Annotated in this window: 19 protein-coding genes; 15 read left to right on the forward strand and 4 right to left on the reverse strand. The window is 57.3% G+C overall.

The genetic code is table 11. The features are described from left to right. Positions 1-6 precede the first annotated feature (6 nt). The 5 genes from SynMITS9220_RS12950 to SynMITS9220_RS13440 all read left to right on the forward strand — a co-directional run bounded on the left by SynMITS9220_RS12950 (position 7) and on the right by SynMITS9220_RS13440 (position 4307). On the forward strand, positions 7-1137 hold the full coding sequence (locus SynMITS9220_RS12950; RefSeq protein ID WP_115125809.1) for an RNA polymerase sigma factor, RpoD/SigA family: 1131 nt from the start codon (positions 7-9) through the stop codon (positions 1135-1137). Positions 1138-1166: 29 nt separating this feature from the next. Next, positions 1167-1649, forward strand: coding sequence for a Dps family protein (locus SynMITS9220_RS12955; RefSeq protein WP_186989771.1), 483 nt, complete (start codon positions 1167-1169; stop codon positions 1647-1649). A 61-nt stretch (positions 1650-1710) separates the two neighbouring features. After that, complete coding sequence (locus tag SynMITS9220_RS12960) at positions 1711-3390, forward strand: CTP synthase (RefSeq protein WP_186989773.1); 1680 nt, start codon at positions 1711-1713, stop codon at positions 3388-3390. A gap of 14 nt (positions 3391-3404) precedes the next feature. After that, positions 3405-4010, forward strand: coding sequence for a 7-carboxy-7-deazaguanine synthase QueE (locus SynMITS9220_RS12965; protein ID WP_186992258.1), 606 nt, complete (start codon positions 3405-3407; stop codon positions 4008-4010). 33 nt (positions 4011-4043) lie between these two features. Beyond that, positions 4044-4307, forward strand: coding sequence for a hypothetical protein (locus SynMITS9220_RS13440; RefSeq protein ID WP_255483137.1), 264 nt, complete (start codon positions 4044-4046; stop codon positions 4305-4307). 6 nt (positions 4308-4313) lie between these two features. On the opposite strand, the gene SynMITS9220_RS13445 is transcribed toward SynMITS9220_RS13440, so the two are convergent. Beyond that, positions 4314-4457: a hypothetical protein gene (locus SynMITS9220_RS13445; RefSeq protein WP_255483138.1), complete on the reverse strand. Its 144-nt coding sequence runs from the start codon at positions 4455-4457 to the stop codon at positions 4314-4316. Between SynMITS9220_RS13445 and SynMITS9220_RS13450 the strand changes: the two genes are divergently transcribed. Genes SynMITS9220_RS13450 through SynMITS9220_RS12985 form a run of 4 tightly spaced genes read left to right on the forward strand, consistent with a single transcriptional unit; the run spans position 4456 to position 9656 of the window. After that, the gene (locus SynMITS9220_RS13450; protein ID WP_255483139.1) at positions 4456-4656 is read left to right on the forward strand and encodes a peptidoglycan DD-metalloendopeptidase family protein; all 201 of its coding nucleotides are present in this window, start codon (positions 4456-4458) and stop codon (positions 4654-4656) included. The two genes, SynMITS9220_RS13445 and SynMITS9220_RS13450, sit on opposite strands and share 2 nt — an antisense overlap. A 47-nt stretch (positions 4657-4703) precedes the next feature. Continuing rightward, on the forward strand, positions 4704-5462 hold the full coding sequence (locus SynMITS9220_RS12975) for a peptidylprolyl isomerase (RefSeq protein WP_186989775.1): 759 nt from the start codon (positions 4704-4706) through the stop codon (positions 5460-5462). Positions 5463-5515: 53 nt separating this feature from the next. Continuing rightward, positions 5516-8413 (forward strand): ABC transporter transmembrane domain-containing protein, encoded by a 2898-nt coding sequence (locus SynMITS9220_RS12980; protein ID WP_255483140.1) that lies wholly within the window; start codon positions 5516-5518, stop codon positions 8411-8413. 7 nt (positions 8414-8420) lie between these two features. Then, a complete protein-coding gene (locus SynMITS9220_RS12985) occupies positions 8421-9656 on the forward strand; it encodes an HlyD family secretion protein (RefSeq protein ID WP_186992262.1) in 1236 nt (411 codons plus the stop codon). Here SynMITS9220_RS12985 and SynMITS9220_RS12990 read toward each other — a convergent pair whose 3' ends face one another. Further along, positions 9657-10202: an ecotin family protein gene (locus tag SynMITS9220_RS12990; RefSeq protein WP_186989777.1), complete on the reverse strand. Its 546-nt coding sequence runs from the start codon at positions 10200-10202 to the stop codon at positions 9657-9659. It lies immediately after the preceding gene. A gap of 27 nt (positions 10203-10229) precedes the next feature. Here SynMITS9220_RS12990 and queC point away from each other — a divergent pair, with 27 nt between their 5' ends. From queC to SynMITS9220_RS13010, 4 genes are all read left to right on the forward strand, one after another. Beyond that, a complete protein-coding gene (gene queC / locus SynMITS9220_RS12995; RefSeq protein WP_186989779.1) occupies positions 10230-10910 on the forward strand; it encodes a 7-cyano-7-deazaguanine synthase QueC in 681 nt (226 codons plus the stop codon). Beyond that, positions 10907-12214 carry an anthranilate synthase component I family protein gene (locus tag SynMITS9220_RS13000; RefSeq protein WP_186989781.1) on the forward strand — a complete coding sequence of 436 codons (1308 nt, stop codon included), beginning with the start codon at positions 10907-10909 and terminating at the stop codon, positions 12212-12214. Before queC ends, SynMITS9220_RS13000 begins: the two co-directional genes overlap by 4 nt. Further along, positions 12211-13047 (forward strand): aminotransferase class IV, encoded by an 837-nt coding sequence (locus tag SynMITS9220_RS13005; protein ID WP_186989783.1) that lies wholly within the window; start codon positions 12211-12213, stop codon positions 13045-13047. Before SynMITS9220_RS13000 ends, SynMITS9220_RS13005 begins: the two co-directional genes overlap by 4 nt. Positions 13048-13149: 102 nt before the next feature. Then, on the forward strand, positions 13150-13902 hold the full coding sequence (locus SynMITS9220_RS13010) for a type 1 glutamine amidotransferase (RefSeq protein ID WP_186989784.1): 753 nt from the start codon (positions 13150-13152) through the stop codon (positions 13900-13902). A gap of 215 nt (positions 13903-14117) precedes the next feature. On the opposite strand, the gene cobA is transcribed toward SynMITS9220_RS13010, so the two are convergent. Both cobA and SynMITS9220_RS13020 read right to left on the reverse strand, forming a co-directional pair. Continuing rightward, complete coding sequence (cobA, locus tag SynMITS9220_RS13015) at positions 14118-14906, reverse strand: uroporphyrinogen-III C-methyltransferase (RefSeq protein ID WP_115125842.1); 789 nt, start codon at positions 14904-14906, stop codon at positions 14118-14120. Further along, positions 14903-15478, reverse strand: a complete 576-nt coding sequence (locus SynMITS9220_RS13020) for a DNA mismatch repair protein MutS (protein ID WP_370594346.1) — start codon at positions 15476-15478, stop codon at positions 14903-14905. Before SynMITS9220_RS13020 ends, cobA begins: the two co-directional genes overlap by 4 nt. Before the next feature lie 111 nt (positions 15479-15589). Between SynMITS9220_RS13020 and SynMITS9220_RS13025 the strand changes: the two genes are divergently transcribed. Then, positions 15590-15838, forward strand: coding sequence for a hypothetical protein (locus SynMITS9220_RS13025; protein ID WP_255483141.1), 249 nt, complete (start codon positions 15590-15592; stop codon positions 15836-15838). Between the two features lie 247 nt (positions 15839-16085). Next, positions 16086-17633: a ferredoxin--nitrite reductase gene (locus SynMITS9220_RS13030; RefSeq protein ID WP_186992266.1), complete on the forward strand. Its 1548-nt coding sequence runs from the start codon at positions 16086-16088 to the stop codon at positions 17631-17633. Positions 17634-17816 lie beyond the last annotated feature (183 nt).

Consider the following 17816-nt stretch of genomic DNA (forward strand, 5'->3'; position numbering starts at 1 on the left):
GGTTTCTTGGCCAAACACGCGCGATCGACGGGGCATGCCCCGATCCGCTGGAGCGGTGGCAACGACCTGCTGCGCCTGTACCTGCAGGACATCGGTCGAGTCGACCTGCTCACAAGCGAGGAAGAAGTCACTCTCTCTCGTCTGGTCCAGGCGCGAGAGAAACTGCTGGTGCAGGAGCGGGACCTCAGCAATCGCCATGCCGCAATCCGGATCCTGCTGGATCTGGAGGAACTGCAGCTGCGCGAAGCCAATCAGGTGAGCCATTGGCCCACACGTCAGGAATGGGCACGGGCAGCTGAATTGCCCCTGGAGGAACTCAATCGACAGCTGAATGAGGGGTACAGCCTGTGGGCAGACGAGGTGGGCCTTGAGGCCAAGGAACTGCAGCGCAGACTTCGTGAAGGCCGCAGGGCCCGCGACCGCATGATTCAGGCCAACCTGCGCCTTGTGGTTGCGGTGGCGAAGAAGTATCAGCAACGGGGCATGGAGCTGCTGGATCTGGTTCAGGAAGGCACGCTGGGCCTTGAGCGGGCGGTTGAGAAGTTCGACCCCACCCGAGGCTTCCGCTTCAGCACCTACGCCTACTGGTGGATCCGACAGGGAATCACCCGGGCCATCGCCACCCAGAGTCGAACAATCCGCCTACCGGTGCATGTCACCGAAAAACTAAACCGCATCAAACGCGTCCAGCAGGAGATCGCCACGGAAAAGGGGCGACTGGCGTCGGTGAGTGATCTGGCCAGGGAACTGGGACTGAGCGAAGAAACCGTGCGCATGACGCTGATGCGGGTTCCTCGCTCCGTCTCCCTGGAGACCCGCGTGGGCAAAGACCAGGACACCCAGCTGGGAGACCTGCTGGAAGACGGCAGCGCCACGCCTGAGCAGACCCTCACCCGCGACTCCCTCCATGACGACCTGGAGCATTTGCTGGATGAGCTCACACCAAGGGAAGCGGAAGTGATCCGTAGCCGTTTCGGACTCGAGGATGATCACCCGCGCACCCTGGCGGAAATCGGTGAAGCGATGGCGCTGTCGCGAGAAAGGGTTCGCCAGATCGAGACGCGTGCCTTGCTCAAGCTGCGTCAACCACAGCGGCGATCCAAGGTGAAGGACTACATCCTGGGCCTGGATTCCTAACTCCAACAACCGTTATCGCATCCACTCCCATGGCCAGCACGCCCCAGATCAACATCGGTATCCCTCAGGAACAGCGCGAGGAGATCGCAGCAGGCCTGAGTCGCTTACTGGCTGATACCTATGTGCTGTATGGAAAAACGCATGGATTCCACTGGAATGTGACCGGTCCGATGTTCAACACCCTGCATCTGATGTTCATGGACCAGTACACCGAGCTGTGGAACTCCTTAGACGAGATCGCCGAACGCATCAGGGCTCTCGGCGTGGTGGCCCCCTACGGCGGCTCGACCCTTGCCGGACTGGCCTCCATCCAGGAAGTCACCGAGCAACCTGCTGCACTCGACATGGTGCGGGAGCTGGTGACTGGCCATGAAGCCGTAGCCAGAACCGCTCGCAGCATCTTTCCTCTGGCGGAGGCCGCGAGCGATGAACCCACCGCTGACCTGCTGACCCAACGCCTGCAGATTCACGAAAAAACCGCCTGGATGCTCAGGAGCCTGCTGGAGGGCTGACCCTCAGCGAGACCTCAACCCCTTGGTGCAATCGGTACATTGAAGAATCGACCAGGGGTTCATGGCCAAGTTCGTCTTCGTTACCGGTGGTGTCGTCTCCAGCATCGGCAAAGGAATCGTGGCCGCCAGCCTGGGGCGCCTGCTGAAATCACGTGGCTACAGCGTGTCGATCCTGAAGCTGGATCCATACCTGAATGTGGACCCAGGCACGATGAGTCCGTTTCAGCATGGTGAAGTCTTCGTCACTGAAGACGGGGCTGAGACTGACCTCGACCTGGGTCACTACGAGCGCTTCACGGATACGGCGATGTCTCGCCTCAACAGCGTGACCACCGGTTCGATCTACCAGTCGGTGATCAATAAGGAGCGCCGTGGTGATTATAACGGCGGCACGGTGCAGGTGATTCCTCACATCACCGGTGAGATCCGCGAACGGATCCATCGTGTGGCCGCCAACAGTGGCGCCGATGTGGTGATTACAGAAATCGGCGGCACCGTGGGTGACATCGAGTCGCTGCCGTTTCTGGAAGCCATCCGTGAATTCCGCGGCGATGTGGGTCGCCACGACCTGGCTTACATCCACGTGACCCTGCTGCCCTTCATCGGCACCTCCGGAGAGCTGAAAACCAAACCCACCCAGCATTCAGTGAAGGAGCTGCGATCCATAGGCATCCAACCCGATGTGCTGGTTTGCCGAAGCGATCGGGACATCAACGCGGAACTCAAACGCAAGATCGGCGGCTTCTGCGGGGTTCCTGAACGAGCCGTCATCCCTTCCCTCGATGCCGACAGCATCTATGCCGTGCCGTTGACCCTTGAAAACGAAGGCCTCTGCCGCGAAGTCCTCGATGTTCTGCAACTGGAGGACCATGACAGCGACATGGCGGGCTGGGCTCAACTGATTCATCAAATGCGCAACCCAGGGCCGACCGTCAAGGTGGCGCTGGTGGGCAAGTACGTGCAACTCAACGACGCCTACCTCTCGGTTGTCGAAGCTCTTCGCCACGCCTGTCTGGCGCAGAATGCCTCACTGGATTTGCACTGGGTCTGCGCCGAGCAGATCGAAAACGACGGAGCCGAAAGCCTGCTCAAAGGCATGGATGCCGTTGTGGTGCCAGGTGGCTTCGGCAACCGGGGAGTTGACGGCAAGGTGGCCGCCATTCGCTGGGCAAGAGAACAACGGGTGCCCTTCCTGGGTCTTTGCCTCGGCATGCAAACAGCGGTGATCGAATGGGCACGCAATCAGGCCGGTCTCACTGATGCATCCAGTGCTGAACTCGATCCAGACAGCCAACATGCAGTGATTCACCTGCTTCCAGAACAGCAGGACGTCGTCGATCTCGGCGGCACCATGCGTCTTGGCGTTTACCCCTGCCGAATCGCAGAAGGCTCGATGGCTGCACGGCTCTACGACGATCAGGTGGTCTACGAGCGCCACCGGCACCGGTATGAGTTCAACAACGCCTACCGCAACCTCTTCCTCGAGTCGGGTTATCGCATCAGCGGCAGCTCACCGGATGGCCGCCTGGTGGAACTGATCGAATTGCCGGGCCATCCCTTCTTCACGGCCTGCCAGTACCACCCGGAATTCCTGTCGCGCCCGGGCAGGCCCCACCCGCTGTTCCGCGGTTTGATCGAGGCAGCCCAGCTGCGTCTGCCCTCGAGTCCAAGCGAGGCACTGCGTCAACAGGGTTCGGCCATCGGCGGCCGCGACTTCCCTGAGGCCAGCCGCAACCCTTGATCACTGCCGAGTCCATGAACGGCCTGCCGTTGGTGGAAACCTTCCACTCCTTGCAGGGGGAGGGGCTACACGCAGGTCGCAGCGCTTTTTTCATCCGCCTTGGTGGCTGCAAAGTGGGCTGCAGCTGGTGTGACACCAAGCATTCCTGGTCTGCACACGTGCACCCTCAACGAAGCGTCTCCGACCTTGCGAAGGATGCCTTGCAGGCCGCAGAGGCGGGTGCAGCGTTCGTGGTCATCACAGGTGGGGAACCATTGCATCACCCACTCGAACCGCTCACCAGCGCGATCCGCAGCAGTTGTTCACTGCCCATTCACCTCGAAACCAGCGGCGTGGATCCCCTCAGCGGAAGCCCCGACTGGATCACACTCTCACCGAAACGACACAAACCACCAAGGCAGGATCTGCTCAGCTGCTGCCACGAACTGAAGGTGGTGGTTCATGAAGCGGCAGATCTGCTGTTCGCCGATGTGGTGGCCGCCCAGGCCCCTCAGGCTCACTGGCTCGTGCAACCGGGGTGGGAGAGCCAGGAAGGCCAGGAGCTGGCGGTGACCAAAGCACAGGGAGACGGACGCTGGAGGCTGAGCCTGCAGAACCACAAGTGGCTCGGCGTGCGCTGAATCGATACAACAGCGGAATCAGATCGGTTTGCCATGCAGCGCAACAATCTGCTGCTGATCGCACCCACGGCGATTGGGATCGCATGGGCCTTTGTCGGCCAGGCACCGAGAATCTGTGCAAAACCTCTCCCTCCCGAAAAGATCCCTGAACGCACCGGTGTTTCGAATCTGGCCTTGCTGAGCCAAGGCCGCCCGCGTCAGCTACCCGATTCGCACCGTCCGTTCCGAAAAGGGGAAACGCTGCGTCTGGTGTATCCGTTACCTCAACTTGCCGAGGAGGTTCAGCCCTATGGCTAGCGCTACTCAAACCATCGCCAACACTGGCGCATGCACGTGGGCCATGACCTGATCGCTCCTGCAGCAACCCCAGTGCTCGCCATGCTTTCCGGACGGGTGCAACTGGTGCAAACGATCAGCGGCTATGGGCTCACGGTGCTGCTCAACCATGGCTGCGGGCTGGCAGACCTTTTATTCGCACCTGCAGAGCGCAGACGTTCATACCGGTCAGTTGGTGCAAGCCGGGGACCACATCGGTCGTGTGAGTCGCAGCGGCTCCGCCAGCACCGAACATCTCCATGTGGAGCTCAGACGACTGGAAGGTCGTCAGGCCTTTGCCCTGGACCTCGGCACACTGCTACCCCACTGAGAGTGATCAATAGCAAGCCACTGAGAACCATCGCTAGGTTCTAATCCATGGACGACTTCCGTCACTCTGTTCAAGCGTCTCTCACAGCCCTGGGCACCAACACCCTTGATTTACTCAGAAGTACAGATCTGCTTCTGTCACTTGTTCGCCGACAGGTAATTGAAAAAGCCACTGAATCATTAAATCCACCAGTGGACCTAATTCAAAAAGCACTCAAAGACCACTGTCAAAAAGAGCAACTCAACAATGATGCGTCATTGAACAAATGGCTAGAAGATCACTGTCTAAATAGGGATGAACTTATCCATCAATTAAGCCTTCCTATCAAACTCTCCAAGCTGGCCATCGATGAATTTGGCAATCAGGCGGAGGCCCATTTTCTGCAACGCAAAGAACAAATAGATCAGGTTTCCTACAGCCTTCTACGCGTTAAAGACTCAGGCATGGCCTACGAGCTTTACCTCCAATTAGAGGCCAATGAAGCCAGCTTTGAAAACTTAGCCGCAGACCACAGTGAAGGCCCTGAACAACGCAGTGGCGGAAAAGTAGGGCCAGGAAGCCTGAAACAAGCCCATCCCAGACTTCAACAGCTTTTGCGAACAGCAACTCCAGGGGTTGCGCAAGAGCCAATCCTGATCGAGCAATGGTGGGTCGTCGCTCGTCTGGACGAACGCCAAGAGGCCAGCTTCAACGACGCGATGCGTCAGCGAATGGCCAACGAACTTCTCCAGGACTGGTTAACGAGCGAAACCAAAGCAGTGGTCAAATCTCTTCTTTCGGCTGAAGATGGCATTTCGATGCCCTAAAGACTCTGGACAACAAAACGTCTGATGGGCTTGATGCTCTGCGCACCAGATTTTTGTCTCAAGGACAAATCCAGCGTTATGCGCTTGGGCAACCCCTTTGTGAAAGACGCTTCATACCCAGCCAGATTCTGCTGATCGACATTGGCAGTGCCCGTCTGATCGGAAACCAGAATGGACGCCTGAGCACCCTGGCCAGACTTGAACAAGGGAGCTTCATCGGATTGGCCTCTCTCCTACGGGGATGTCCCTGTGAAGAGGTGCGCGCTGCGACTGAGCTGGTGGCTTACAGCTTGCGCGATGAACAGCTACTCAATCTGTTTACGACAGACCAGGGCATCGCGAAGGCCTGCCAGAACCATCTCTGGGAAGCGGAACTGGCAGACCTGCTGCAAAGAAAGCTCGAAAATTCACCCAGACAAACAAATTCGCTCACCGACTTGCTGACTGAGCTGCTGCCAGCTGCTCAGATGCTGGATGCAAGAAATTCCAGCGCCATCCAAGGCGCTCTCAGCGGCGGAATGCAACTATTCCTCGCCAGCCAGCCGGCTAACACTACGGACGCTTCACTCGGAGATCAGCTCAGCGATGCCGAAACCATCGCTGCCTTAACGCCAGACACACATGGACTGAAGACCAGACTGATTGCTCTACCCAAGGACGCTCTAAGGGAAGTGGTTCTTGAAGAGCCACCAGAGCTTGTCGAAGCAGAGGTGGTGAGCCACTCAGCGGGGAATAGCAACGGTGGCGAAATTCCTCAAGCTCCTCTGCGTCCACCGGTCAGCCGTTTCAACCAGACAAACGAAAGCCATCGCGATTTCTTCGTGGCAGGGGAGGGGGTTCTTGAACAGACGCTGGCTTGCTTCCAGATGCTCACCAAGTTGATGAACCTGCCGTTCCGTCGCGATGCGATCGAACGCGTCCTGCGCGATCAACTGCGGCGAGGTCAAAGACCCAGCCTGAGACTTTGCGGGCAGATTGCAGCTGGTCTAGGCCTACATGTGTCCGGCGCCAAAGTGGCGGCCCACATGGGGGTACGCCTGCAGACCCCAACCCTGGTGCCCTGGGGTGAAGCCTTTGCCCTGGCGGTGCGCAGTGATCAGCGCGGCCTGCTGTTGGCCTCCCCAAGCCAGGGCTTCGTGGAACTGGATGCCGATCAGCTGGAGAGCACCTTCCCCGAGGGCATCGATCTGCTGCTGTTGGATCGCACCAACACCACCCCGGAGCAGAAGTTCGGACCTGGCTGGTTCTGGCCTGCCTTAAAGCGCTACCGCGGTGTACTGATTCAAGTGCTGCTCGCCAGTTTCGTGGTGCAGCTGTTCACCCTCGCCAATCCACTTCTGATCCAGGTGATCATCGACAAGGTGATCAACCAGCGCAGCCTCGACACGTTGCAGGTATTAGGCATTGCCCTCGTTGCTGTAACGCTGTTGGAAGGAGTCCTGGGAAGTCTCAAGACCTACCTCTTCTCGGAAACCACAAATCGCATCGATCAACGCCTGGGCGCTGAGGTGATCGACCACTTGCTCAGACTTCCTCTCGGCTATTTCGACCGGCGCCCCGTCGGAGAGCTGGGCTCCCGCATCAGCGAACTGGAAAAGATCCGCAACTTCCTCACCGGTCAGGCTCTAACAACGGTGCTGGATGCGGCGTTCTCCGTGATCTACATCGTGGTGATGCTGATTTACAGCTGGGTACTGACGCTGATCGCCCTGGCCGTCCTGCCGATTCAAGTCGGCCTGACTCTGCTCGGTGCTCCTTTGTTCCGCCGGCAGTACCGCAAATCTGCGGAAGCGAATGCCTCCACCCAGAGCCATCTGGTGGAAGTGCTCACCGGAATTCAAACAGTGAAAAGCCAGAACGTGGAAATGATCAGCCGCTGGACCTGGCAGGAGCGCTATGGCCAGTACGTCAACCGCAGTTTCGAAAAAACCATCACAGGAACGGCCCTGAGCCAGACATCGCAGGTGCTGCAAAAGATCTCTCAGTTGCTGGTGCTCTGGGTCGGCGCCTCCCTCGTGCTGTCTGGCGAGCTCACCCTGGGCCAGTTGATCGCCTTCCGGATCATCTCCGGCTACGTCACCCAGCCCTTACTACGTCTTTCTTCGATCTGGCAGACGATCCAGGAACTGCGGGTGAGCTTCGAGCGACTGGCTGATGTGATCGACACCCCGCAGGAATCCGACGACCAAGACAAAGCCAAGGTTCCCCTCCCGCCGATCATCGGTGCCGTGCACTTTGACAACCTCAGCTTCGCGTTCTCGCCGGGAACGGCTCCGGTACTCAGCGATGTTTGCCTACAGGTGAAGCCTGGAACCTTCGTAGGCATCGTCGGCCAAAGCGGCAGCGGCAAAAGCACGTTGATGAAGCTTCTGCCTCGGCTCTACTCCCCGAATCAAGGAAGAATCCTGATCGACAACTACGACATCGACAAGGTCGAGCTGTATTCACTGCGCCGTCAGATCGGCATCGTTCCACAGGATCCGCTGCTCTTCTCAGGCAGCGTTAGCGAGAACATCGCTCTCACGCAGCCTGACGCATCAAGTGAAGAGATCGTGCGGGCCTCCAAAGTGGCCTGTGCCCACGATTTCATCATGGAACTGCCCTCCGGTTACAGCACACCTGTAGGAGAACGGGGTGCTTCCCTAAGCGGAGGCCAACGCCAGCGCATTGCCATCGCCCGCACGCTTCTGGCCAATCCCAAGCTGCTTGTGATGGACGAAGCAACCAGCGCCCTGGATTACGAAACCGAACGCAAGGTCTGCGACAACTTGATTCAGTCGATACGTGGCTGCACGGTTTTCTTCATCACCCACCGCCTCTCAACCGTCCGCCGCGCCGATCTGATCGTGGTGATGCACCAGGGTGCTGTGGTGGAACAGGGATCCCATGCTGAATTGATGGATAAACGCGGTCGTTACTACGCGCTTTACCGCCAGCAGGAGGCCAGCTGAGATGACGATGGATCCCAACGGCAACGACAAGAACACCTCAGCGGGCAAATTGGTCAAGCAGGCCCGCTCCGCGCTCGAGAGTCGCATCACAACGATCTCCGATCAGGACAACGTCCTGCAGCAGAGCCGTTTCTGGATGAAAACAGTCACCTGGAGCCTGATCGGCACCACCGTGATCGGCATCGGCTGGCTGGCCATCGCTCGCACCGAAGAAGTTGTGGTGGCCACTGGAAAGCTCGAACCAGTCGGCAATGTCAAAGACGTGCGGATCCCACCCGGCGGAGTGGTGGAGGCAATCCTGGTGAAAAATGGTCAGCGGGTCAGCAAAGGGGAGGCTCTGATCCGACTCGATCAGGAAAGCAGCGCCGAGCAGCTCAAGTCGCTGACGAATGGTGTGAATGAGAAAACAACCCAGATCAGTCAGAAGCAACAACAACTCCTGCTCAAGAAACAGGAACGTGAGCGCACGCTTGATCTGAATCGCGAACAACTAGCTAGTACCAGAATCAATCTCGGCCTCGAGCAGGACATCCTGAATCGCCTCGCAAGCCTGGCAAAAGACGGAGCAGTCCCTGACATCCAGTACCTCCAGCAGCGCAACAAAGTGCAGGAGCTCAAAGGAGAACTCACCAAACGCGAGATTGATGGTCGCCGTCAGATCAACCAGGTCGATCAGCAGATCGAACAGCTCAATGCTGAATTGGCTGGCCTACGCAGCGAACGAGCCCAACTCAACGCCAACCTCACCGAAGTGCGGGTGACCAATAAGAACCAGACCTTGCGCGCACCCGTGGATGGGATCGTGTTCGATCTCAAGATCAACAACCCTGGCTTCATCTCTCAGTCGATGTCGTCGGAGGTGATGTTGAAGGTCGTGCCCTTCAACACCCTGGAGGCCGACGTGATGATTCCAAGTAACAAGATTGGTTTCGTCCGGGCAGGTCAGCCAGCCGATATCAGCATCGACTCCTTCCCAGCCAGTGACTTCGGTGTGCTGGAAGGCACCGTTGAATCGGTGGGATCAGACGCACTTCCTCCCAATCCCCAGCAGATGCGCCAGGAGTACACCTACCCAGCAGTGATCAAGTTGGATAGCCAGCAACTCAAACTCAAGAGCGGCAAGCAGCTGCCCCTTCAGGTGGGCATGTCGCTCACAGCCAACATCAAACTGCGCAGTGTCAGTTATCTGCAACTGTTGCTGAACACCTTCCAGAGCAAAACCGACTCGCTGCGGCAACTCTGATCAGAGCTGCACACCCATCTGCTGACGGGTCTCGGCTTTCCAGACCCGCCAACGCAACTCGGTGCCTACCGGGAGATCCACAACGATCGGCCAGGAGGCGTTGTAAGGAACCAGGTAGGGCTGCTTGCCCAGCGATAGGAAAGACATTCGGGTGGGCTGATCATCAGAGCAGGCCATCTTGGTGCTGATCACAGCAACGGGTCCCTTCACTTCGAACAGGGCCTTACCGGATGCCTTGGGCAGCATGCGCATGGTCATCCCAGAGCCTGAAAGGCGCTTGCTGTTGCAATCGAGCCTGACCGTCTGGCCCACGATCAACTGAATCCGCCAGTCGAGTGGATGTGCAGAGATGAGTGGATCTGCGCTCTTGGGAAGCAAACCCGAGGGCTGAATCACCCAACGCTTAAGGCCGGAGGCTGGCTCCGGATAACCGATCAGATTCAGGCGGGGAATCGCAACTCCAGGCAGCGCAGCAAAAGCGGAGAGCGACAGAGCAGCTCCAAAGTAGGCGATCAGCTTCAACAACTGATGCGGAGGCTTCGTCATCAGCCCAAGGGCAACAGAATGCTCAGCATGACCGATTTCACCGCGATTGCCCTCTTATCAGGCGGGCTGGATTCCGCCACAGCGGCAGCTCTAGCAATGGAAGCGGGCGGGAGAGTGATCGGGCTCTCGTTCGATTACGGCCAGCGCCATCGACGTGAACTGCAGGCAGCCAATACCATCGCCGAAGCTCTGAACCTGGCCGAGCACCACACCATCAGCGTGAACCTGGCCAGTTGGGGCGGATCGTCGCTGACGGATCAACAACAGGCATTACCGACCCATGGGGTGCAGGAGGGAGTCATCCCCAACACCTATGTGCCTGGAAGGAACACCGTATTCATCAGCATCGGCCTCAGCCTGGCTGAGGCCCGCAACGCAGACCGCGTCGTTCTTGGAGTGAATGCCGTGGATTACTCGGGGTATCCCGATTGCCGGCCCGACTATCTGGAGGCTTTCCAGACCCTTGCCAACCTCAGCAGCAAGGTGGGGCGGGAAGGACATGGCCCCCGGCTCTGGGCACCACTGGTGACATGGAGCAAGCAACGGATCGTGGAGGAAGCTCTACGCCTGGGCGTGCCGATCGAGTCGACCTGGAGCTGCTACAGCGGTGGGAGCAAACCGTGCAGCGTCTGCGACAGCTGTCGCATTCGTGATGCCGCCCTGCGCGATGCCGGCCGCCCCGATCTGTGCAGCAGCGAAAGCCGATGACCCTGTTGCGCAGCCGTCTGCCCTGGCTGGAGCCGGCCTTGGTCGCTGAAAACCTGGCTCACCTTCACGGTGAGAACGGCCTGATCTGGCTCGATGGAGATGGCAGCGAACTTGGACGGCACATCACCCTGGCGGTTGATCCTCTGGAGCAGTACTGCTGCCGAGGGCTGCCGGGTGATCCAGGAGCGTCCAATCCCTTCACAACGCTGCGGCACCTCAAGGACGGCCACTGGACTGGATGGCTCAGCTATGACGCAGCCGCCTGGACGGAACCCGGCAACCCCTGGCGTCGCGATGTGATGGCAACCCTCTGGATCGCACGCCACGATCCTGTGCTGCGATTTGATCTCAAAGCCAGAGAAATCCAACTGGAAGGCGTCGACCCCATACGCCACGCGGCCATGGCAAGGACCCTGGAATGCCTGACACCAACGAAGATCACTTCATGGCAAGGAAAGACGCTTGGATGCAGCTGGCATCGGCACAGTGACCGCTCCACATACAAAGCCGGCGTCAGCACAATCCGTGAGCTGATTTCCAGCGGCGATCTGTTCCAGGCCAACCTCACCAGCTGCGCAAGCAGCACGCTCAGGAACAACATCAGCAATCTGGAGCTGTACGGACGGTTGCGCGATCAATGCCCCGCTCCCTTCAGCGGTCTGCTGGTTGGCAGCGGTGCTGCCACAGGTGAAGCGGTTCTCTCCACCTCCCCCGAACGCTTTCTGCAGGTGGAGGCCAGCGGAGCAGTCCAGACAAGACCAATCAAAGGAACCCGGCCGCGCCATGCCGATCCATGCATCGACGACGACCTAGCAGCAGACCTGGTCTGCAGCGCCAAAGATCGCGCCGAAAACGTGATGATCGTGGACCTGCTACGCAATGACCTCGGTCGCGTCTGCCGGCCTGGATCGGTGCAGGTACCGGATCTTGTACGGCTGGAGAGCTACGCCCGGGTTCACCATCTCACCTCCGTTGTCACAGGCCAGCTGCGTTCCAACGCCACCTGGGTGGATCTACTGGAGGCCAGCTGGCCAGGAGGTTCAATCACAGGTGCACCCAAACTGAGGGCCTGTCAACGGCTCCACGAACTGGAAGCTCAAGCCCGTGGCCCCTATTGCGGATCGATTCTCCACATCGACTGGAACGGCTGCTTCGACAGCAACATCCTGATCCGCACCCTGCTGCGTAAAGACACGCAGCTACGGCTGCATGCCGGTTGCGGAATTGTGGCTGACTCCGATCCAGAAGCAGAAGCAGACGAACTCGACTGGAAACTGCTGCCCTTGCTGGAGGCACTCAGATGACCTCAACAATCCTTGGCTGGCATAACGGCGAGTGGGGCAACGCCGATGCACTGGGCATGCCGCTCACGGATCGAGGTCTACAGCTTGCAGATGGATTATTCGAGACGGTCCTGGTCCAAGACGGAAGTGCCCAGCTTCTGAGTGAACATCTGCAGCGCTGGCAGCGCAGCGCAGCACTACTTGGCATGGCAGCTACTCCGGCTCGCCCCTGGCTGGAGCAATTGGTTGAAGAAGCCATCAGCCGTGCAGGCCTAAACACAACAGGCACAGCGGGGGCGATGCGTCTCAACTGGAGCCGGGGCAGCATTGCTGGCCGCGGAATCGGCTTACCAACAGCTGATCCGGATCCAACTCAGCACCGCTTCTGGCTCACCCTTCAACCCCATCAGCCCAATTTTCAACCCACGCAGGCCTGGATCAGTGTTCAGGAACAACGCAACGCCAACAGTGTTCTGAGCCAATGCAAGACCCTCGCCTACGGCCAGGCGATTCAGGCCAGGCGAGAAGCGCAGGCACAGGGGTCAAAGCTGGCTCTGCTGCGCAACACAAGCGGTGATCTCTGCTGCGGCGACAGCGCCAACCTGCTGGTGAAACGACACGGCGCCTGGATCACCCCACCGCTAAGCAGCGGTTGCCTGCCAGGTGTAATGCGAGCCAAAGCACTCCAACAAGAACTCGTCACAGAAACGACCATCGGCCCAGCGCTACGAGCAAACGACCAGGCCTTACTGATCAACAGCCTGAGCTGCAGATCACTGAATGCGGTCAACGGAATGGTCCTGGATCCCTTTCCAGAGGCTGAACAACTGTGGCGACATCTACTGAGTGGCTGAGCCCGCTGGACATCGAGGAAAGGTCACACAAAAACCAGAGGCTTTTGTGCAAGCTGTTTTCACTGAATATGTTGATGTCGATGCACCGATAGTCAAAAGCGCATGAGCGTCACCTTGCTGGTGATTCAACACATCAATCATGAGGAGCCTGACCTCATTCGCAGACTCGCGATCGAACGCGGAATGCAAATTCAAACGATCCGCCCGGATCAGGGAGAACAACTTCCAGACCCCCGCGAATGTGAGGACACCATTGCTCTCGTAATGGGAGGTCCTATGGGGGTGAACGAACGCCACTTGGAACAACTGGCATGGCTGAAGCAAGAACTGGTGTGGCTATCGACGTGGCACGAACTCCGCAAGCCGGTCCTGGGGATCTGCCTAGGTGCTCAGCTATTAGCTCAAGCAGCCGGTGGTTCAGTTACAACACTTCGAATGGGGGAACCACCTCAACCACTCAAGGAAGTAGGCATCGGTGCCATTCACTGGTTGATGAATTCCAGCGAAGAAACCCTGTTACAAGGCCTTGGTACCAGTGCACTGGTACTGCATTGGCATGGAGATCAAATACGACTACCGAAAGACGCCATTTTGCTTGGGTCCTCTCTGCACTGCCCCGAGCAAGTCTTCAGAATCGGTCGACATGCCATTGGCATTCAGTGTCACCTTGAGGTCTCTAGGCCAAACCTGGAGAACTGGATTCAAGCCGACCTCCCCTACATCGTGAATGCACTGGGCCCGACTGGCCCTGATCGACTTCGCACCGACTGGAAACGATTCGGCAAGCAAATACAGCGAAATGGAGAGCAATTATTCAACAATGTGCTGACACAATTGCAATACGAAAGCACGTAGAGAAAAAAATATTTTGAACTGGCGTCAACCTAAGCGCAATAATTTTAGCTGAAGGACTGCTACATAGTTCAGCCCATGAGTGTGCTCAATTTCGCGAAAAGACTTTTTCCCTCATACAGAAGTTGCCAAAGAGTCAACGATCCAACTCGCTTCAGCAAGAGACATTGATCAGGCATGTTTGAGAGAAGCAGATCACGTAGAGATCCGCGTGAACATCAAAACGGAATCGGCATGGTGACATCGGCCGGCCGTGGCGCACAGGATTCCACCTGCTCATTCACCACATCTCCAACCACAATCACGGAGGGCGAAGCAAAGCCTTCACTGCGGGTACGCGCTGCCACGTCTGAGAGAGTCGCCTTGAGACAACGCTGCCCAGCCACAGTCCCCTGCTGAATGACAGCCACTGGGGTCTCGGCGCTGAGACCGCCTGCCTCCAACTCCGCAGCGATCTTCGGCAGGTTGTGCAGACCCATGTAAATCACCAGACCATCACTGGCTGTGGCCAATGAGCGCCAATTCACACTGGGGCGGCGCTTGTCGATCTCCTCATGACCGGTCACAAAGGTGACGGAAGAACCGGCGCGACGATGGGTCACAGGAATACCGGCGTAGGCGGGTGCGGCAATACCAGCGGTCACCCCTGGCACCACCTGCACCGAAACGCCGTGTTTCACCAGATGCGCAGCTTCCTCACCGCCACGTCCAAACAGAAAAGGATCCCCGCCCTTGAGACGCACAATGCAGCGGTGGCGGGCTGCCAACGTCACCAGCACCGCATTCGTACTCGGCTGGGGAACGGAGTGATGCCCACGACGCTTGCCCACGAAATGGCGCTCACAGTGCTCGGGCACTAGGTCAAGAACCTCGCGAGGAACCAGGGAGTCGTAGACCAATGCATCACAGCGACCCAACAGGCGATGGGCCCTCACAGTGAGTAAATCGGGATCTCCAGGGCCTGCACCGACGAGATAAACGGTTCCGGTGAGTTCAGCAGTCGTCACGGCAGAGCGGCAAGCAAGTCGATCAGGCCCTGACGAATCAGAGCGAGGTCAAGAAGCGGTGGAAGACCTCCAGCCTCGCTCAGTGCCTCCGTCATGCGATTGGGGGCCAGCGCAAGCATCAGTGGGTGAGCCTCGGGGTGGATTTTCTGATAGTCAGACCAATCGTCGAAGGACAGCAGAGGCAGCCGCATGCGCTCGGACAACTCCAAGAGGAAACGATCGGCCTCTTCAGAACTCAATGGGTGATGAACCAGAACTGAGCCCTGAGCAGCAAAGGGCTGAAGTGCTTCAGCCACGAGAGCCCACCAGCTTTGCCAAGACCCAAGGAAAGGAAGCAACTCAACGTCCGCGCCTTCACGCTGCATGCGATGTCTGATCTCAGGCACATCCGCACGCGCATGCGATCCCGGCCACAACAACAAAGGCACCAACCAACTGGGCTGCTCTGAGCACGCCGGTGGTGTATCGGCAGTGAGCACTTCCAGCTGCACAGGAGCCTGACGACGTTGCTGGAGCGCCTGCTGCAGCTCAATCAATGATTCAGGAACGACGCCACCTGAGCGTCCATGCACAACCAACCTGATCGCTCGCTGACAACCATGATCGCTATTCCGTAGCAATGGCCACGGATCAAAGGTCGAACTGACTGCTGTCATCGATGAATTGTCATTCCTCCTGCTGCCATGCCACGCCGTCGATCCATAGATCGCACTGTCTCTGAAGGTCGGTTCCAGCGAGACTCCACCGTTCAAAGCTATCGCTCGGAAAGGGCCAACCGTCATTGGCATGCCGATAACAGACGCAGCAGTAACCACAGGGACTCCCGGTTCAAAAGTGAACTCGACCGGGATTTCGCCGCCATGAAACGCGTTTGGCAGATGCTTCGCTACGGAGCCATCCGAATGATTGGCGAAATAGGACGCCAATACTGATTCCGCGGAAGTCAGCCTTCTAGTGCCCAATCAGCAAAAATAAATGTAGCCATAGCCACCAATTCAGCAATCGAGATTCATTTCACGGCCAACCGCGAAAACTGTTTGAACCACTACAAACAAGAGGGTCACGAACTTGTTAACTGATGCCATGGCGCTTCACCCCATTGCGAAGCGTTCCTCTGAACAATTTGATTGATCAGCATTAATTGATGATCAATCAAGTCACTCTTTGCTTAACAAGATCATGACGACTAGCTCACCTTCCAGGCCTTATCTGGATGGCAAGAAGCTGAATAAGATCGAGCAGAACAAGTCGGCCAAAGATGGCCTACTAGTTGGAAGTGAGATTGAGAAATTTGCCGAAATGGGGTGGGAGCAGGTTGATGAAACCGACCTTCAATTGCGATTGAAATGGTATGGAATGTTTTGGCGGCCGAAAACACCCGGCAAATTTATGCTGCGCCTGCGGGTTCCGAACGGCGTGCTTTCGGCTCAACAGTTACGCGTTATCGGATCCATTGTTGAGCGCTACGGAGATAACGGCAACTGTGATATCACCACCAGGCAGAACTTGCAATTGAGAGGAGTGCTTCTTGGCGACCTGCCAGAAATCCTCAGGCGCCTGAAAGAGGCTGATCTGAGTACCATCCAGTCTGGCTTTGATAACCCCCGCAATGTCACCGGAAACCCAATTGCGGGAATTGATCCAAAGGAAATTCTCGATACCAGACCTTACACGGATGAACTTGAAAACTTTTTAACAAACAACCGAAAGGGCAATCCTGAGTACTCCAATCTTCCCAGAAAGTGGAATACGGCAGTAGCCGGTGCAAAAGACAATTTCCTTCTTCACAACGACATTGCATTCCATCCCGTTGAAAAAGATGGTGTGATGGGATTCGCTGTGTGGATTGGCGGCATTCTTTCATCACAGATGAATGCCTATGCCATTCCGCTGAATGCCTGGGTCAAGCCAAATGAAATTTGTCGGATGACCGATACGGTGATTCGTCTCTGGAGAGACAACGGAGAACGCAACAAACGCCCGAAAGGTCGATTCAGAATGTATCTCGATGAAGTTGGCCACGACAACTTCCGCAATCAGGTTGAAGAACAGTTCGGGCCATTAACACCCGACCCAGGGTCTGTGTTTGACACCACGCCCCGATCGCACTACGGCATTCACCCGCAAAAACAGGATGGGCTCGTCTTTGCGGGTCTCCACGTTCCGGTTGGTCGACTAACAGCACAGGATCTTCATGATCTGGCCACAGCGAGCATCACCTACGGAAGCGGAGAAGTGCGGCTCACTGAAGATCAGAACGTGATCATTGTTGGACTGCCGCAAGCACAGGTCGAAGCTTTTGAAAGCGATCCACTGCTCGCACGATTTCCGCTAAAACCTGGTGCGATTTCGGCTGGCACCGTGTCATGCACAGGAAGCACGTATTGCGGATTTGCACTCACCAACACCAAGGATCAAGCCTTGGCAGCTGCCAAAGAGCTCGATCAGGAGCTTGATCTGCCTGAAGAACTGAAAATTCACTGGACAGGTTGCCCCAACAGCTGCGGCCAGGCCTACATGGGCGCAATCGGCCTGACAGGCGCCAAAGCCAAAAACAGTGAGGGCAAAACAGATGATGGCTACACGATGACCCTTGGTGGATCACAAGGACCCAATCCGACGGTGGGTGAACTTCATCAGAAGGCCATTCCGGCTGAAAACATCAAAGAGGTTCTGCGCGAAGTGCTGATTGAACGATTCGGCGCAAAACCGCGAACTAAAAGCTGAAACAGCTGAACAGATCAATCGTTTTGCCGTGTTGGTGCTGACTTTTTGAGGCCATCACAGGCAAACCAAACACACGACAACTTGCATTATTAATTTATGTCTAGCAACAGCGATTTGTTCTCAAGACTGGTCAACTGGTTTACAAAAGCTGGCCAAGATAAACAACCGATTTCACGGGCTGCG

The sequence above is a fragment of the Synechococcus sp. MIT S9220 genome (genome assembly GCF_014304815.1).
In the GTDB taxonomy this organism is placed as follows: Bacteria; Cyanobacteriota; Cyanobacteriia; order PCC-6307; family Cyanobiaceae; genus Synechococcus_C.

Coding starts and splice junctions, on each gene's coding strand:
- SynMITS9220_RS12955 (WP_186989771.1), top strand. CDS start 1,167: ATGGCCAGCACGCCCCAGATCAACATCGGTATCCCTCAGGAACAGCGC.
- SynMITS9220_RS12960 (WP_186989773.1), top strand. CDS start 1,711: ATGGCCAAGTTCGTCTTCGTTACCGGTGGTGTCGTCTCCAGCATCGGC.
- SynMITS9220_RS12965 (WP_186992258.1), top strand. CDS start 3,405: ATGAACGGCCTGCCGTTGGTGGAAACCTTCCACTCCTTGCAGGGGGAG.
- SynMITS9220_RS13440 (WP_255483137.1), top strand. CDS start 4,044: ATGCAGCGCAACAATCTGCTGCTGATCGCACCCACGGCGATTGGGATC.
- SynMITS9220_RS13450 (WP_255483139.1), top strand. CDS start 4,456: ATGGCTGCGGGCTGGCAGACCTTTTATTCGCACCTGCAGAGCGCAGAC.
- SynMITS9220_RS13445 (WP_255483138.1), bottom strand. CDS start 4,457: ATGGTTGAGCAGCACCGTGAGCCCATAGCCGCTGATCGTTTGCACCAG.
- SynMITS9220_RS12975 (WP_186989775.1), top strand. CDS start 4,704: ATGGACGACTTCCGTCACTCTGTTCAAGCGTCTCTCACAGCCCTGGGC.
- SynMITS9220_RS12985 (WP_186992262.1), top strand. CDS start 8,421: ATGGATCCCAACGGCAACGACAAGAACACCTCAGCGGGCAAATTGGTC.
- SynMITS9220_RS12990 (WP_186989777.1), bottom strand. CDS start 10,202: ATGACGAAGCCTCCGCATCAGTTGTTGAAGCTGATCGCCTACTTTGGA.
- queC (WP_186989779.1), top strand. CDS start 10,230: ATGACCGATTTCACCGCGATTGCCCTCTTATCAGGCGGGCTGGATTCC.
- SynMITS9220_RS13000 (WP_186989781.1), top strand. CDS start 10,907: ATGACCCTGTTGCGCAGCCGTCTGCCCTGGCTGGAGCCGGCCTTGGTC.
- SynMITS9220_RS13005 (WP_186989783.1), top strand. CDS start 12,211: ATGACCTCAACAATCCTTGGCTGGCATAACGGCGAGTGGGGCAACGCC.
- SynMITS9220_RS13010 (WP_186989784.1), top strand. CDS start 13,150: ATGAGCGTCACCTTGCTGGTGATTCAACACATCAATCATGAGGAGCCT.
- SynMITS9220_RS13025 (WP_255483141.1), top strand. CDS start 15,590: ATGCCACGCCGTCGATCCATAGATCGCACTGTCTCTGAAGGTCGGTTC.
- SynMITS9220_RS13030 (WP_186992266.1), top strand. CDS start 16,086: ATGACGACTAGCTCACCTTCCAGGCCTTATCTGGATGGCAAGAAGCTG.